This window comes from Amycolatopsis speibonae, from assembly GCF_042647925.1.
In the GTDB taxonomy this organism is placed as follows: Bacteria; Actinomycetota; Actinomycetes; order Mycobacteriales; family Pseudonocardiaceae; genus Amycolatopsis; species Amycolatopsis speibonae.
In genome coordinates this window covers 1-15,061 of sequence record NZ_JBHRWK010000014.1, presented here as the reverse complement: position 1 = coordinate 15,061, position 15,061 = coordinate 1, and the positions used below count along the sequence as shown (strand labels likewise).

Sequence of the window (15,061 nt, the reverse complement as noted above, 5' to 3'; positions counted from 1 at the left end):
TCGAAAACAGGCGCCGGCAGGTGCCCGCGCAAGTAGGTGACTAATTGCGGGGGACGTGGCGGGATAACTACCGCCACGGCCGCAACGGTTCGGCAACGCCGACCCTGCCGAGGCGAAACCTCCGGATAATCGGTGTTCCCACCGGCGGAGGTTCTCCATGGTCGTGAATCCTCAGCAGTCCCGCGGCGGCCGCAAGGTCCTGGCGTTCGTGGCCGCGGCGGTGGTCGCCATCGGGCTGATCATCGGGTTGCGCGCGATCACGAGCGACTCCGGCGAGGAGGCCGCGGCAGCGAAGTGCACGACGGGCGACGCGGTCAAGCTGCAGGTGTCGTCGTCACCGGAGAAGGCCGGGGTGGTCACCGAGATCGCCAAGGGCTACAGCGGCCGCACGGTGGCCGGACGCTGCGTCGACGTGCTCGTGCAGTCGAAGTCCTCCGGCACCGCGATGCAGGCGCTGTCCCGCGGCTGGAACGAGGCGGTGGACGGCCCGCGGCCGGACGTCTGGACGCCCGCCGCGTCCGGCTGGGTGAACCTGCTGCGCCAGAACCTCACCGGCACCGACCACCCCGCGCTGGTGCCCGAGGGCGACCCGGAATCGGTCGCGAACGCGCCGCTGGTCGTCGCCATGCCGAAACCGATGGCCGAGGCGCTCGGCTGGCCGGGCAAGGGCATCGGCTGGAAGGACCTCGCCGCGCTCGCCACGGATCCGCAGGGCTGGGCGAAGTACGGCCACCCGGAGTGGGGGAAGTTCCGGCTGGGCAAGACGAATCCGAACATCTCGACGTCCGGGCTCAACGCCACCATCGGCGCCTACTACGCGGCGACGGGCACGTCTTCGGACCTCACCGCGAACGCGCTCGCGAAGCCGGAAGCGCGCACGTTCGTGCGGAACGTCGAGCAGGCCATCGTCCACTACGGCGACAACACGCTGACGTTCCTGACGAACCTGCAGAAGGCCGACGACCGCGGTGCCGCGCTGTCGTACATCTCGGCGGTGACGGTCGAGGAGAACTCGCTCGTCGGCTACAACCAGGGCAATCCCACCAACGACCCGGCGAAACGCGGGCAGCACGCGCCGCCGAAGGTGCCGCTCGTCGGGATCTACCCGAGCGACGGCACGCTCGACTCCGACCACCCGTTCACCGTGCTGAACTGGGCCGACGACCTTCACAAGCAGGTCGCGGCGGACTTCCTCGCGCATCTGCGCGGCGCCGAGGCACAGCAGAAGTTCAGCGACATCGGCTTCCGCACGTTCGACGGGAAGCCCGGCTCGCAGACCACGACGGAGAACGGCGCCCAGCCGGACGCGAAGCTCAACCTGATCCGTCCGCCGAGCCCGCCGGTGCTGACCGAGGTGCTGAAGTCGTGGAAGGACCTGCGGAAGAAGGCGAACGTGCTGCTGGTCGTCGACGTCTCCGGTTCGATGGGCGACGGGGTCAGCGGGACTGGGAAGAACAAGATGGATCTCGCGAAGCAGGCGGCCGTGGCGTCGTTGCCGCAGTTCAGCGACGCGGACAAGGTCGGGCTGTGGATGTTCTCGACGAAACTGGACGGCGACAAGGACTACGTCGAACTCCGGCCGGTGTCTCCGATCGGCGGTGAGCCAGGCAGGCAGGAACTGGCGTCGCGGCTGAACGGGCTGACGCCGCAGAACGGGACGGGGCTCTACGACTCGTCGCTCGCGGCTTACGAGTTCATGAAGCAACGGCTGGACCCGGACGCGATCAACGCCGTCGTCGTGCTCACGGACGGCCGCAACGAGGATCCGGGCGGGATCGATCTGCCGAACCTCGTCGGGCAGTTGCGGACCGAGGGCGGCGGCGAGGCGGTGCGGATGTTCACCATCGCCTACGGCTCCGACGCGGACCTGAACGTGCTCAAGGAGATCGCCGAGACCACTCAGGGCGTGGGGTACGACTCGTCCAAACCGGACTCGATCGACCAGGTCTTCACCGCCGTGATCTCGAATTTCTGAGATCCTCGGATATGCGTTTCGTCCGTGAGCTAGCCGAACCGTGGGGAATGCTCCTCGCGGCGACGTCGGCGGGCGCGGCTTGGGCGGTGCAGCTGCCGGTGGTCGCCGCGCTCGGCATCGGGGTGGCCGTGCTCGCCGCCCGCGCCGGGGTCGCCGCCGCGACGCGCGTGAAACCCTCGCCAGAGCCCGAAGAACGGGCTCTCCCCGACGTCGAACCGGGTTCCCCCGAGGCGGACTGGCTGCGGCGTGCGGAGGCCGCGGCAGACGGGTTCCGGTCGATTTCCGGCTCGCTCGACGCCGGCCCGCTCGCCGACCGGGTGGCCGACATGGAACCGGTGGTGCGGGAAACCGTCGACACCCTCCGGCGGCTGGCCGGCCGGACGTCCGCCACCGGGAAGGCGCTGAAACGGGTCGATCCGGTCGCTGTGTCCGCCGAGAAGGCCCGGCTGCGAAAGGAACTGAAGACCGCCGACGACGACATCCGCGGCGACCTGACACAGTCGCTCGAAGCCGTTCAGGCCCAGGAAGACGTGCACGCTCGGCTTACGAGCGCGCAGCGGAAGCTGTTGGCGCAGCTGCGATCCGGCGCGCTCGGCCTCGACGGCCTGGTCGCCAGGGCGGCCGAATTGTCGGCCGCCACGGGCGATTCGCTGCTCGACACCACCACGATCGGCGAGCTGGGTGAGCAGCTGGAGGGGATCCGGCGGGGTGTCGTGGAGACCGAGGAGGCGACGCGACGCTCGCTCTCGTGACCGGTCCGATCACGCTGGACCGTGTGGATTTCTGAGCATCCAACGCACCGAAATCCACACAGTCGGCACCACAGGCCCGGCGTCGCGCAGAGTCACGACGCCGTCCACAAACACGCCAGGTTTGCCTTATCCCTCATTAGAACCGTCCTAGCCACTCACGAGCCGAACTTGACCGGCCCGAAAACCGCATGACCGGGCACTCCGGCCTTCGCAGCCTTTCCCGCCCTCGGCACACCGAGTACCCAAAGCCGTCCGGTCGCGGCGATGCCGGCGGCCAGTGACGGGTCCGAACCACCGGCCCGGACGGTGACCTCGCGGCCGTCGGGCAGCACCGTCCGGCCCTTCACCGTGACCATGCCGAAGAGGTTGACCGACGCCGGCCCGGAGACGACGGCGAGTTCGGTCCACCCCGGGTCCGGGGACGGCCGGGCGACCGCGAGTGCCGTGATGGCGAGCCCGAGCGTCGCGAGGACGCACAGGGCGGCCACCACCCGCGCTTCCGCCACGAGACTGCCGTGGCGGTCCGGGAAGTCGGCGGCGATCCAGATCGAGAAGGCGGCCGCCACCAAGGTGAGACCGGCGCCGAGCAGGTAGTACGAGGCCAGCAGCCTTCGTTGCAGGGTGAGCATCCGCCCCGGCGTGACCGGCTCGGCCGTCAGCGGCACCGAGCCCTTCACCGGGGCGTCCCGGAACTTGCCGCGCCGGGGCGCGATGACGCCGGGAAGCAGGAAGAACGGGCCGAGCACCCACAGCCGCCGCTGGGCCGCGAGTTGCGCGCGGAGCGGGGCGGGCAGCCGGACGACGAGCCATCGGCCGTCGAGCGGGACGCTCACCCGCGAACCGGCGACGACGGCGTCGTCCAGCCCGCTCACCAGCCGGAACGGCTTGTCGGTGAGCTTCCGCATCGGCGAGGATCCGGCGAGTGCGACGTAGCCGAAGTAGAGCGAGACCGGTGTCATGAAGGAGAGCAGGAACACGGGCACGGCGATCCCGTATCTGCCCGTCACCGCCAGGACGATGCCCAGCACGACAAGCAGTCCGGACGCGAAACCCGTCGTTCCATACGTCACGGTGAGGCGGTCGAGCAGGGGCACCAGGGCCGGCATGTTCGCCGCCGGAACCCCTTTGGGTGGTTCGAGCGCCCGGATTCTGTGGTCTTCCACCTGGTCAACGTATACGCGCCCGAAGAGAAGTGATCGAAGCTACTTCCGCTCGGCGCGTAAATCAGGTTAGGCTCACCTAACTTAGGAGGTGAGCCGTGACCACACCGACGTCCATTCGCCGCCCGCCGGCGCCGAACCCCGCGGAGCGCGCGAAGACGATCGCCACCCGCAACGGACCGGCGACGCTCATACCGACCGCCGAACAGCGTGACCAGCCGGGACAGTACGGCCGCGTCATCCCCGAACTGCACCACGTGCACACGAGCGGCGGCGTCAGCATCCTGCTGCCCGACGAGCACCACCTGGTGAAACGCGCGCACGAAGCGCAACGCGGCGAGCTCGCGGTGATGGTCGAACTGACCGATCAGGCGCCGGTCGACCTGCGTGAACCCATCCGCGGGCTGCTGTGGATCACCGGCTGGCTCCGCCCGCTCTCCGAGGTCTCGGCGCGCGCCCGCGCGGTCTCCATCGCCGAAACCCGGCCGGACGAGCGGCTGCTGGACGTCGGGCACGGCCTGACACTGCTGAGGCTGACCCCGGCGTCCCTGGTGCTCGCGGACGCCGAGGGCACGCACTCGCTCCGGCCGCATATGTTCAGCGCCGCGCCGCCGGACCCGTTCCACGACTACGAAGCCGCGTGGCTGCGGCATCTGGAGACCGACCACGCCGACGTCGTCCAGCAGCTCGCCAAGCACGTGCCCACCGAACTGCGCGGTGGCTGGATCCGGCCGCTCGGGCTGGACCGCTACGGCCTGCGGTTGCGGGTCGAGGCCGACTCCGGCGACCACGACGTCCGGCTCGCGTTCTCGCGTCCGGTCGAAGGGCCGCAGCAGCTGAGCGGCGAGATCCGCCGCTTGGTCGGCTGCCCGTACACGTTCGGTTAGGCCAGCTCCGCCGGGAAGCCGCCCTTGGCGATCGGGCCCCACGAGTCGATGGTGACGCGGATGATGCTCTTGCCCTGCTTCACCATCGCTTCGCGGTACTCGTCCCAGTCGGGGTGCTCACCCGAGATCGCGCGGAAGTAGTCGACCAGCGGCTCGACCGAGTCGGGGAGGTCGAGCACCTCGGCGGTGCCGTTCAGCTGGACCCACTGGCCGTTCCACTCGTCGGACAGGACGCAGGCGGACACCTTCGGCTCGCGTCGCACGTTGACGACCTTCGCGCGCTTCGGGTATGTGGAGATGACGAGACGGCCTTCGCCGTCGACGCCGCAGGTCACCGGGGAGAGCTGCGGGCCGCCGTCGGCTTTGGTGGTCATCAGGATGGCGCGGTGACGGGTGGTCAGGAAGTCGACGAGTTCGGCACGGTCGACGGTTTCGTTGGTCGCGATACTCCTGGGCATGACCCGACGGTAACGTGCGGCCGATGAGCTGGCTGCGTCCCGAACGCCCGGCGCTGCCGGAGTTCGTGGAAGACCCGGCACGTCGTCGCGCGATCGTCATCGAACTGGTCGTCGTCTTCGGCATCACCCTCGGCCTGTCCGGGCTGCGCAGCCTGCTGTCCCTTGTGGACTCGCTGCTGCAGCCGGTCCCGCTGGCGCAGCAACAGGCCCAGCTCAACGTCCCCCAGGCGACGCTGAGCCTGGTCGACCTGCTCAAGCAGCTCCTGAGCGCGGGCCAACTGGTCGGCTGGGGCGCGCTCGGGCTGTACCTGTTGTGGCGCGGCGGGATGAAGCTCGCGGAGATCGGGCTCGACAAGCAGCGTCCGGGCCGCGACGTCGTCCACGGTCTCCTGCTCGCCGCGGTGATCGGGATTCCGGGGCTGGGCCTGTATTTCCTCTCCTACAGCCTCGGGTTCAGCCTGTCGGTGCAACCGTCCACTTTGGGCGAGACGTGGTGGCGCCCGATCACGCTGACGTTGTCGGCCTTCGGGAACGCGTTCGCCGAAGAGGTGCTCGTAGTGGCATACCTGCTGACCCGGCTGCGGCAGCTCGGGCTGCGCGAGAACACCTCACTGGTCGCGTCTTCGGTACTTCGCGGGTCGTATCACCTGTATCAGGGATTCGGCGGCTTCGTCGGCAACGTCGTGATGGGCCTCGTTTTCGGCAGGCTATGGCAGAAGACGAACCGGCTGTGGCCGCTGATCGTCGCGCACACCATGCTGGATTTCGTTTCCTTCGTCGGATACGCGCTGCTCAAGGGGCGAGTTTCCTGGCTTCCCTAGCTAGGGTGAAACCGTGATTGACGAGACGACTCCACCCCGAGTTGACAGCGAAGTCGGCCCCCTGCGCGCGGTACTGCTGCACCGGCCCGGCAACGAGCTCAAAAGGCTCACGCCTCGCAACAACGACCAGCTCCTGTTCGATTCCATCCCCTGGGTGGACCGCGCGCAGGAGGAGCACGACGCGTTCGCCGAGGTGCTGCGCGGCCGCGGCGTCGAGGTGCTGCTGCTGGCCGACGCGCTGCGCACGGCGCTCGCCGACACCCGCGCCCACGCGGCCGGGGTGCACGCGGCCGTCGACGAGCGGCGGCTCGGGCCCGACCTGGCCGATTCGCTTCGTTCCCACCTGTCGAGCGTCTCGCCCGCGGTGCTGGCCGAGGTCCTGATGGCGGGGATGACCTTCGAGGAGCTGCCCGCCGCCGAGGGCGCCTCGCTGGTCCGGCTGATGAACCACCCGAACGACTTCGCCGTCGATCCGCTGCCGAACCTGCTGTTCACCCGCGATTCGTCGGCGTGGATCGGCGACCGGGTCGCGGTCTCGTCGCTCACCATGCCCGCCCGTGTCCGCGAGACCGCGGTACTGGACCTGATCTACGCCTACCACCCGTGGTTCCGCCACGCGTCCCGCGCCTACGGCGCGCATTCGGCGCCGATCGAGGGCGGCGACGTCATGCTGCTCTCGCCGGGTGTCCTGGCGATCGGTGTCGGCGAGCGGACCACCGCGGCGGGCGCGGAGTCGCTGGCGCGTTCGGTGTTCGCCGACGGGATCGCACACACCGTGCTCGCCGTCCCGATCCAGCAGACCCGCGCGACGATGCACCTGGACACCGTCTGCACGATGGTCGCGGCCGACGCCGTCGTCATGTATCCGCTTTCGGCCGATTCACTGACCGCGTTCACCATGCGGCCCACCGACGACGGTTCCGTGAAAGTGGAAGGGCCCGCCCCATTCCTCACCGCGGCCGCCGAAGCAATGGGAATCGAACGGCTTCGCGTCATCGACACCGGACTCGACCCGGTCACCGCGGAACGCGAGCAATGGGACGACGGGAACAACACCCTCGCGCTCGCCCCCGGCGTCGTCGTCGGGTACGAACGTAATGTGGAAACCAACGCGCGCTTGGCCGAAGCCGGTATCGAGGTGCTGGCCATCACCGGCTCCGAGCTGGGCTCCGGCCGCGGCGGACCGCGCTGCATGTCGTGCCCGATCCGGCGCGAAAGCATCTGAAACAGAAATTAAGTAAGCCTTCCCTAATTGATTCCATTGATTAGGGAAGGCTTACTTAATTGAGGTGATCCTATGTATTGGGAATGGTAACCTAATAGGGGGCAGATCACCAGGTAAAAGTGGAAATCGAATAGGGACATGACGTATCGTCGAACACATGGCCCTCACCAAGAAGCAACCGCGCTCGAAGTTCTACGAACTGCTGCAGGCGCAGATCCACAACGAGTTCAACGCCTCCCAGCAGTACATCGCGCTGGCGGTCTGGTTCGACGCCGAGGACCTGCCGCAGCTCGCGAAGCACTTCTACAAGCAGTCCGTCGAAGAGCGGAACCACGGGATGGCGCTGGTGCAGTACATGCTGGACACCGACCACCACGTGGAGATCCCCGGCACCGGCGACGTGCGCAACGACTTCTCCGACGTCCGTGAGCTCATCGAGCTCGCGCTGCAGCAGGAGAAGGACGTCGCGACCGACATCCAGCAGCTGGCCAAGGCCGCCCGCGCCGAAGAGGACTACATCGGCGAGCAGTTCACGCAGTGGTTCCTCAAGGAGCAGGTCGAAGAGATCTCCCAGATGTCCACGCTGCTCAACATCGTCAAGCGCGCCGACGGCAACCTGTTCGAGGTGGAGAACCACCTGCACCGCGAGTCCGTCGGTGACGGCGGCACCGACTCGAGCATGCCCCCCGTCGCGGGCGGCGCGCTCTGACGCACTGACCAACGCTCCCACCACAGGGAAAACCCGGGCTCTCCCCCTTGGAGCAGCCCGGGTTTTCTCTTGCGCGCGGCCACTTCAGCCCCGGCCTCAGCTGAACTGGCAGTCCTGGTTGATGCTGGTCAGCAGGATGCTGACGGCCGACCCGTCCTTGGCCACGAAGATCCGGTACGCACTCACCGCGCTGACCGGCGCGACGTAGGCGCCGCCGTCCTTGGTGCTGCCGGGATAGGCCGCGAGGATGTCCGCCTCGGTCGAGCCGACGCCGATCCCTTCCGGGGTGTGCACCGTGCCCGCCGGGTTGATGACGGTGATCCCGTCGGCCTCGGTCAGCGACACCGACGTCGGCCCCGGAACGGCGGCCCCTTCCGCGTAGCCGTACGTGCAGGCGCCCCGGACCTCTTTCGCCCGCAGCGGCCCGGCCGTGGCTTCCGCCTCGGGCTCGCTCATCCCGAGCCGGAGCTTGCCGAAGCCGGCGGAGGTCAGCAGCGCGCCAGTGGTCACCTTGCCCGGTGCGGGCGGCTTCGTGGCGGCGGTGCTCTTCGGCGGCTTGACGGGCCCATCGGAGACCGTCGAATGCGGCGGCACGGTCGTCGGGTCGGGTGGCTCAGCCACCGAGGACGGTGGCGGCACCGCGCTCCCCGGTCCCGGCCGCACCAGGCTCGACGAGGCCGCTCCCATGGTGAGCTGGTCGCCGGGGAAGGACGCGCCGTTGTCGGTGTCGTGGATCGTGAAGACCGTGAGCCCACCGCCCAGCATGACCACCGCGGCGGCCATCCCGCTCGTCGTCTGCATCAGCTGACGGCGACGGCGGCGACGACGGGCGCCCGCGACGATCGTCTCGGGATTCAGCGTGGAAGACGCGCCCAGCCGTTCATCAGAGAACAGGTCGCGCAGCTTCTGCTGCACGTCCTCTTCGGACATGTTCATCCCGCTTCCCTCCCTTCGTCCTTGGGCTCGAACAGGGCGAGCTTCGTGCGCAGCGACGAGATCGCCTTGCTCGCCTGGCTTTTGACGGTGCCCTGGCTGACGCCGAGCGAATCCGCGATCTCCGCTTCGGACAGTCCCTCGTAGTAACGCAGGACCATCACCGCGCGTTGCCTCGGCGGCAGCGCCCGTAACGCCCGCCACAGCGGCTCGTGCTCGAACGGGTCCGCCGGACTGTACGGCTGGGTGTCCGGCAGGTCGGCGACCAGGCTCTCCCGTTTGGTCCGGCGCCAGCGGCTGATGTGCGCGTTGGCCATCGAACGGCGGATGTAGGCCATCGGGTCGCCGGTCTTGTGCTGGACGTAGGACCAGCGGGAGCCGATCTTCTCCAGCACGGTCTGGACCAGGTCGGCGGCGTCGTGCGGGTTCCCGGTGAGGGCGTGGCCGTACCTCAGCAGGCCCGGAAGGCTGGCCTGCACGAAGTCGCCGAAGTCGGTGAGCTCGCCCGGCACTTCTCTCCCTCGGCTTTCGCCGGCCCCCCAGACGTCCGTCCCCGGGATGACCGTCGCGGCAGCGGTCACCGTATCGCCTCCTCCCGGGGTCACTCGGCCAGGTCCACCTGGCTCACCTCTCCCGAAACGCATGACCGCCCCCACAGGTTGTCTCTCGCCGCGAACACTTTCGGGAGACGCCCGGCCGGATGAGGAGTTGCCTGCTCAACGTCTCGACACGGACTCGGGAATTCTGAACGAACCGTCCCCCTGAACTGGGAATTCGTGCACGGCCACCACGGCGTTACGCGGTATCGGACCGTACACATGGGGGAACTGGATACCCGCCGGATGCGGCGGGTCGCCGTCCTCCCAGACGACGGGCGCGCCGACGAGCGCCGGGTCGATCTCCAGCAGCACCAGATCGGTGCGGCCGGGGAACACGGCGTCGGCCGGGATATGCGCCGTTCCCGGGTCCGAGCAGTGGATGAAGCCGTCGGAGTCGAGCGACGCGGCGGTGTAGACGCCGCCTTCGGGCACGGCGGCCCACTCGCCCTCGGCGCAGATATGAAGAATCACGCGACCATCCTCGCGCAATTCGGCACCTGGTTGCGGTGGTTGCGCGTGCAACCACCGCAAGCAGGTGCCGAATTGCGACGGGGTGGGTCAGCGGATGGTGAGCTGGCGGCCGATCAGGCCGTCGCGCGAGCGGCGCTCGGTGGCGTTGAGCGGCTCGGTGTCGAGCGACTTCAGCGCGGCGTCGAGCCGGACGCCGAGCTGCTCCTTCGCGTCGGCCCACTCGCGGGCGTGGGCCTCGGGGTCGAGGTCCCACACCGGGACGAGCAGCCCGTGCGCGCGGAACGAACCGGCGTAGCGGGAGCCTTCGCCGAGGCCCAGCTCACCGGCCGCGGACAGCCGCGCAAGCGCTTGCAGCAGCAGGTTCTCCGGTTCGGGGCGGACCCAGCGCAGGTGCGCCTTCTCGCCGGCGAGCACCCAGTAGGCGCCCGCGCCGAGGCGCTCGGTCGGCATGATCGCCGCGTTCGCGCGCTCGAGGGACAGCGCGACGTCACCGCTCGCGTCGGCGTCCTCGGGCAGCCACCAGGCGAAGTCGTTGTAGAGCGTGGCGTCGAGTTCGACGCCCGTTTCGAGCAGGTCCTGCAGGCGGGCCTTCTCGTCGGCGGTGGGCGGCGTCGTGGTGTCCGGCACGGACAGGACGTCGCCCTCCTTGGCCTCCAGCACCCACTGGAGCGCGCGGCCGAGGTCGCGGCTGATGTCCGAGGACCGGGTCTGCACCTGCATCCCGACGTAGCGCTCACCGTCGGACCGGACGAACGCGGCCGCCGCCATCGGCAGCACCGTGCCGAGGGTGACCTTCTCGCCGGAGCCCTTCAGCGTGAGCGCGGCCGTCGCCGACGGGACGAACTCGCGCAGCGCGATCAGTTCGGTCTCCGCCGCGAGTCCCTCGAAGGGCTGGCCGACGAAGACGTCGCGCACCTTCGGCTTGCGGTCCGAGGTCGTCTTGGGACCCTTCTTGCGCGAACCCTTGCCCACGTCAGCCTCCTCAAGCTCGGTTCGGAACGCTATCGCGGGAAGGGCGCGCGCCTCGTAAGGCCCCCGCCCTTCCCGCACGCGATCAGGACCGAGGGGCCGGACGACGGCGCATCAGGACCGTGCCACCGGCACCCGCCACGCCCGCTCCGGCCAGCCCGGCGATCAGCCAACCGGCCGAAGACGGCTCGTCGACGGGCCCGCCACCGGTCTGCGGCGCACCGGCGGGCACCTTCGAAACCTGCTTCTTGACCGGCTCCTTCTTGGCCGCCGGGACGACCTTCGCAGTCGCGGCGGGCTCGACGGTGTCGCACAGCAGGACGAACAGGTGGTCGCCGGGCTTGACACTCGGCCGCAGCTGGAAGGTCACCTTGACGTCGGTGCCACCGGCACGCTTGACCGACTTGTCGGCGACCTGCGTGAACCCGTCCGGCGCGACGATCGAGAAGCCGTGCGGCGTGACGCAGCGGCCCTGCGCGGTCACCTTTCCGCCCACCTCGACGGTCTTCGGCGACACCCAGAACTTGGTGCCCTTCGGCTTTCTCCGGCATCTCGACCGGTGTTTCGGTTCGAATGAGTTCGTTTCACTTCCGGCCCAGACGGCCACGGCAGTCCCCTTGCCGTCCCGCGCTACCGCGTTCCGACATCCCTAGAGACGCCATGCCTGTCCGAGGTTCAGCGGGGTTGGTAACGAAACCATCGCGGATGAACACCCCACCGGCCGCCGGGTTGACCGGATCGGCCGGTTTCAGCGGCCGTTCGTGTATCACGCAAACATGACTGAAAATGGTTGTCATCATTCGGACGATCTAATCGCGGGTGATCAGCCTGCCGTTTTCCCCCTATCTCCCCGAATACTCGATCTCGGCGCCATCCGGCGTCGTCGTGCGGAGAAGGGATCGCAGATGAGCACCTCGAAACGGGCCGCGTTGGCCGCGTTTCCCGTGGCACTCGGGCTGATGCTGGCCGGGCCCGCCGTGGGTACGGCATCGGCCGCGCCACAGTCCGAATCGACCGACCAGGCGCGCCACTGCCTGCTGCTGTGCGTCGGTCACCACGGGCACCACCATCACGGCATCGGCCTGCACCTGGGCCTCTGGCTGCATCTGTGACCCTCGCGCCGCGCCGGGACGGGCTCCCGGCGCGGCGCGGCTACAGTCGGGACGTGTTCGACCTCGCCGACCCGGCCTTCCTCGCGAATCCGTATCCGCACTTCGCCGAACTCCGCGAGCGCGGCGAAGTCCACCGGCACGACGGCCTCGGTATCGCCGTGGCGGTGTCTCACGCGGCCTCGGCCGCCGTCCTGAGGCACCGGGGGCTGGGCCGGATCTGGCAGGACGCGCTGCCGGTGGAACGGTTCGCGTCGTTCAACCTGCTGCACCGCAACTCGCTGCTGGAGAACGAGCCGCCCGCCCACACCCGGCTGCGGCGCGTGATCGCGGGCGCTTTCGGGCGCGGGCACGTCCAGCGGCTGCGGCCGATGGTCGCCGAACTCGCGGACGGCATGGTCGACGGCCTCGCCGCCGAGATCGCCGAGACCGGCTCGGCCGATCTGCTGGCGCACCTCGCGCAGCCGCTGCCGGTCGCGGTCATCGCGGAGCTCCTGGGCGTCCCGATCGAGGACGGGCCGCGCATGGTCACCCTGTCGAACCACATCGTGAAGATGTACGAGTACGGGCTAGCCGAGGACAAGCGCGACGCCGCCGAAGCCGCGGCCTCGGAGTTCGTCGAGTACCTGCGTGACGTCGCGAAGCAGCGCGCGAACTCCCCTGGCGAAGACATCGTCAGCGATCTCCTGCGCAGCGAGCTCACCGAGGACGAACTGGTCGCGACCGCGGTCCTGCTGCTGATGGCCGGGCACGAGGCGACGGTGAACGTGATCGGGAACGGCGTCAACGCGCTGCTGACCCATCGGGACCAGTGGGAGCGGCTGGTGGCCTCCCCGGAACTCCTGGACCCGTGCGTCGAGGAACTGATCCGCTTCGACGCGCCGCTGCAGCTCTTCGAGCGGACGGCGACCGCCGACGTCGAGATCGCCGGGTTCCGGGTGGCCGAGGGCGAGAAGATCGGCGCGCTCCTCGGCGCCGCCGCACGGGACCCGAAGGTGTTCGACCGGCCCGACACCCTCGACATCGGCCGCACGCCGAACGCGCACCTCGGCTTCGGCATGGGCATCCACTACTGCGTCGGGGCCCCGCTCGCGCGGGTGGAGATCGCGGCCGCGCTGACCTCGCTGGCCACGAAGCTTCCGGGCCTGGAGCTCGCGGAGACACCGGAACGGCGGCCGGAGTTCGTGATCCGGGGCCTGCACTCGCTGCCCGTCACCACCCGCTGAAAGCCTCGTTCCAGGTCGTTGCCTGCTTGAGGTACGTGAAGGTCGAGTTTCCTCGGCTGAGCCGCGGGAAGGGGGCCTTCACGCGCAGCCGCCGTGACGGCTGGTGGCGATCGCGAAGGTAGCGAAGGCCTCCTTTACTACCCTGAGGGTAGGGAAGGAGGCCTTCACGGACCGGACCGGCGGACCTGGCCCGGCGGCCAGGTCACCCTCCTGCTGCTCGCTGTTCATGCCCCCATGTACAGACCGATCGGCCTTCGGCAGAGTGCGCAGACTCCCCGGTCAGCGCACGGAAGCGGCGGGGCGTTCGCGGCGTTCCGGGTCCGGAGCGCCGTCCACCTTCAGCACGCGAAGCAGGCGAAGCCGCTTCTCCGCTACAGGCGCGAGCAGGCCGGACATGCGCTTCACGAGCAGCGCCGTCACCACCGCCAGCCCGGCCGCGGCCAGATCGGTCAGCGCGACCAGCACGACCCCGTCGGCCAGCGCCTGGACGCCGTCACGGAACCGCCAGACGATGACGAGCCCGAGCAGCAGCCAGTTGAGCGCCCAGACACCCCACCAGACCAGCACTAACCGCGACGGCTTCGGCCGCGTTTCCCGGGTCCGGCGCAGGACGGCGTGTTCGAGTTCGGCGACGATCGGCAGCACCATGACCAGGTTCGCCACCGGCACCAGCGTGAACACCAGCACCTGCCACAGCCGCCTCGGCGGCACTTCGCCGGAGGCGTCCGCGGCGGCGTGCCTGGCCACGAGCAGCCACCACACGGTGAGCCCGGACGGCAGCAGCGAAAGGATCGTCGTGAGCAGGCCCGCGGTGATCACGAAGCTGTCGGACACCGACACGACGGACGTCGACAACGCGGAGTCGCGGCTCTGCACCAGCAGGACATAGCGCCAGATCTCCGAGGCCGCCGCGACGACGGCGAGCGCGGCGAAGGTCCACAGCACCGGCAGGAGACTGCGCGTGATCACCCGCAGCCGCTCCCCGGCGGTGACTTCGCCGGACGCCGTCCCGGGGACCGCGGTCGGGCGGCGCCAGACCAGGTTCGGAAAACCCCAGCGCGGCGGGACCGGATAGGACGGCGGACCGGAGTAGCGCTCGGCCACGGGTTCGCGCCGCTGCGGCCAGGCACCGGGAGGCGGCGAAGCGACCCAGCGGACGCGATGACGCGCCGGCTGGGGCCTCGGCTGCTGCACCGGCGCCGGACGCACCGGCGGTACCGGTGTCCTCGGCGGGAAGTGGCCTGGCTGCACGGTTACAGCACTTCGGGGTCGACGCCGGCATGGTCGCCGACCATCGGGCGCCCCTCCTGCTTCCAGGACCCCATCCCGCCGGCGACGTTCACCGCGTCCCAGCCGCTCGCGTTGAGCCACGCGGCGGCGCGGGCGGACCGGCCGCCGCTGCGGCAGATCACGTAGACCGGCTGGTCGTCGGGCAGATCGTCGAGTTCGCCCACGCGCGCGGGCAGTTCACCCATCGGGATGTGCTTGGCGCCCGGGACGTGCCCGGCGGCCCACTCGTCGTCCTCGCGGACGTCGAGCAGCGCGACGCCGTCCTTGGGCAGATCACGGACGGCGACGGTCGGGATGTCAGCAGGGCTCACCACCCTGCCATCCTCGCATCCCGTGCCGTTGCGCGCGCGTGAAGAACAACTCAGTGCTGGGTCGCTTTTTCGGCGCCCGCGCCGGTGAGCGAGCGGACCTCCATCTCGGCGTACTTCTTCTGGTTGTGTTCCTTGGACAGCACGGTGCCGAGCCAGCCGAGGAAGA

At 69.4% G+C, this 15,061-nt stretch carries 17 protein-coding genes; 8 read left to right on the top strand and 9 right to left on the bottom strand.

Annotated features, from left to right (window positions below; genetic code table 11):
• The first annotated feature begins 157 nt into the window (after nt 1-157).
• Nucleotides 158-1,975, top strand: coding sequence for a substrate-binding and VWA domain-containing protein (locus ACFOSH_RS08025; protein ID WP_378238077.1), 1,818 nt, complete (start codon nt 158-160; stop codon nt 1,973-1,975).
• A gap of 11 nt (nt 1,976-1,986) precedes the next feature.
• Nucleotides 1,987-2,727 carry a hypothetical protein gene (locus ACFOSH_RS08020; RefSeq protein WP_378238076.1) on the top strand — a complete coding sequence of 247 codons (741 nt, stop codon included), beginning with the start codon at nt 1,987-1,989 and terminating at the stop codon, nt 2,725-2,727.
• Nucleotides 2,728-2,882: 155 nt separating this feature from the next.
• On the opposite strand, the gene ACFOSH_RS08015 is transcribed toward ACFOSH_RS08020, so the two are convergent.
• Nucleotides 2,883-3,890, bottom strand: a complete 1,008-nt coding sequence (locus tag ACFOSH_RS08015; RefSeq protein WP_378238075.1) for a hypothetical protein — start codon at nt 3,888-3,890, stop codon at nt 2,883-2,885.
• A 95-nt stretch (nt 3,891-3,985) separates the two neighbouring features.
• On the opposite strand from ACFOSH_RS08015, the gene ACFOSH_RS08010 reads away from it, so the two are divergent.
• Nucleotides 3,986-4,774: a DUF2470 domain-containing protein gene (locus ACFOSH_RS08010; RefSeq protein WP_378238074.1), complete on the top strand. Its 789-nt coding sequence runs from the start codon at nt 3,986-3,988 to the stop codon at nt 4,772-4,774.
• Here ACFOSH_RS08010 and ACFOSH_RS08005 read toward each other — a convergent pair.
• The gene (locus ACFOSH_RS08005) at nt 4,771-5,232 is read right to left on the bottom strand and encodes a PPOX class F420-dependent oxidoreductase (protein ID WP_378238073.1); all 462 of its coding nucleotides are present in this window, start codon (nt 5,230-5,232) and stop codon (nt 4,771-4,773) included. The two genes, ACFOSH_RS08010 and ACFOSH_RS08005, sit on opposite strands and share 4 nt — an antisense overlap.
• Nucleotides 5,233-5,255: 23 nt before the next feature.
• On the opposite strand from ACFOSH_RS08005, the gene ACFOSH_RS08000 reads away from it, so the two are divergent.
• From ACFOSH_RS08000 to ACFOSH_RS07990, 3 genes are all read left to right on the top strand, one after another.
• A complete protein-coding gene (locus ACFOSH_RS08000) occupies nt 5,256-6,053 on the top strand; it encodes a CPBP family intramembrane glutamic endopeptidase (protein ID WP_378238072.1) in 798 nt (265 codons plus the stop codon).
• 13 nt (nt 6,054-6,066) lie between these two features.
• Entirely contained in the window at nt 6,067-7,278 is a 1,212-nt protein-coding gene (locus tag ACFOSH_RS07995) for an arginine deiminase (protein WP_378238071.1), read from the top strand.
• A 157-nt stretch (nt 7,279-7,435) separates the two neighbouring features.
• Entirely contained in the window at nt 7,436-7,987 is a 552-nt protein-coding gene (locus ACFOSH_RS07990; RefSeq protein ID WP_378238070.1) for a ferritin, read from the top strand.
• 96 nt (nt 7,988-8,083) lie between these two features.
• Here ACFOSH_RS07990 and ACFOSH_RS07985 read toward each other — a convergent pair whose 3' ends face one another.
• The 5 genes from ACFOSH_RS07985 to ACFOSH_RS07965 form a co-directional block, all read right to left on the bottom strand.
• Nucleotides 8,084-8,923, bottom strand: a complete 840-nt coding sequence (locus tag ACFOSH_RS07985; RefSeq protein ID WP_378238069.1) for a hypothetical protein — start codon at nt 8,921-8,923, stop codon at nt 8,084-8,086.
• Nucleotides 8,920-9,432 (bottom strand): SigE family RNA polymerase sigma factor, encoded by a 513-nt coding sequence (locus tag ACFOSH_RS07980; RefSeq protein WP_378238801.1) that lies wholly within the window; start codon nt 9,430-9,432, stop codon nt 8,920-8,922. The genes ACFOSH_RS07985 and ACFOSH_RS07980 overlap by 4 nt, the downstream gene beginning before the upstream one ends.
• 204 nt (nt 9,433-9,636) lie before the next feature.
• Nucleotides 9,637-9,990, bottom strand: a complete 354-nt coding sequence (locus ACFOSH_RS07975) for a DUF952 domain-containing protein (protein WP_378238068.1) — start codon at nt 9,988-9,990, stop codon at nt 9,637-9,639.
• A gap of 87 nt (nt 9,991-10,077) precedes the next feature.
• The gene (locus ACFOSH_RS07970) at nt 10,078-10,962 is read right to left on the bottom strand and encodes a DUF5926 family protein (protein WP_378238067.1); all 885 of its coding nucleotides are present in this window, start codon (nt 10,960-10,962) and stop codon (nt 10,078-10,080) included.
• Nucleotides 10,963-11,044: 82 nt separating this feature from the next.
• Entirely contained in the window at nt 11,045-11,476 is a 432-nt protein-coding gene (locus ACFOSH_RS07965; RefSeq protein ID WP_378238066.1) for a hypothetical protein, read from the bottom strand.
• A 388-nt stretch (nt 11,477-11,864) separates the two neighbouring features.
• On the opposite strand from ACFOSH_RS07965, the gene ACFOSH_RS07960 reads away from it, so the two are divergent.
• On the top strand, nt 11,865-12,071 hold the full coding sequence (locus tag ACFOSH_RS07960) for a hypothetical protein (RefSeq protein WP_378238065.1): 207 nt from the start codon (nt 11,865-11,867) through the stop codon (nt 12,069-12,071).
• A gap of 53 nt (nt 12,072-12,124) precedes the next feature.
• Nucleotides 12,125-13,294 carry a cytochrome P450 gene (locus ACFOSH_RS07955; protein WP_378238064.1) on the top strand — a complete coding sequence of 390 codons (1,170 nt, stop codon included), beginning with the start codon at nt 12,125-12,127 and terminating at the stop codon, nt 13,292-13,294.
• Between the two features lie 279 nt (nt 13,295-13,573).
• Here the strand turns inward: ACFOSH_RS07955 and ACFOSH_RS07950 are convergent, their stop codons facing one another.
• Both ACFOSH_RS07950 and ACFOSH_RS07945 read right to left on the bottom strand, forming a co-directional pair.
• Entirely contained in the window at nt 13,574-14,545 is a 972-nt protein-coding gene (locus tag ACFOSH_RS07950) for a DUF4328 domain-containing protein (protein WP_378238062.1), read from the bottom strand.
• Between the two features lie 2 nt (nt 14,546-14,547).
• A complete protein-coding gene (locus ACFOSH_RS07945) occupies nt 14,548-14,898 on the bottom strand; it encodes a rhodanese-like domain-containing protein (RefSeq protein WP_378238061.1) in 351 nt (116 codons plus the stop codon).
• Between the last annotated feature and the right edge of the window lie 163 nt (nt 14,899-15,061).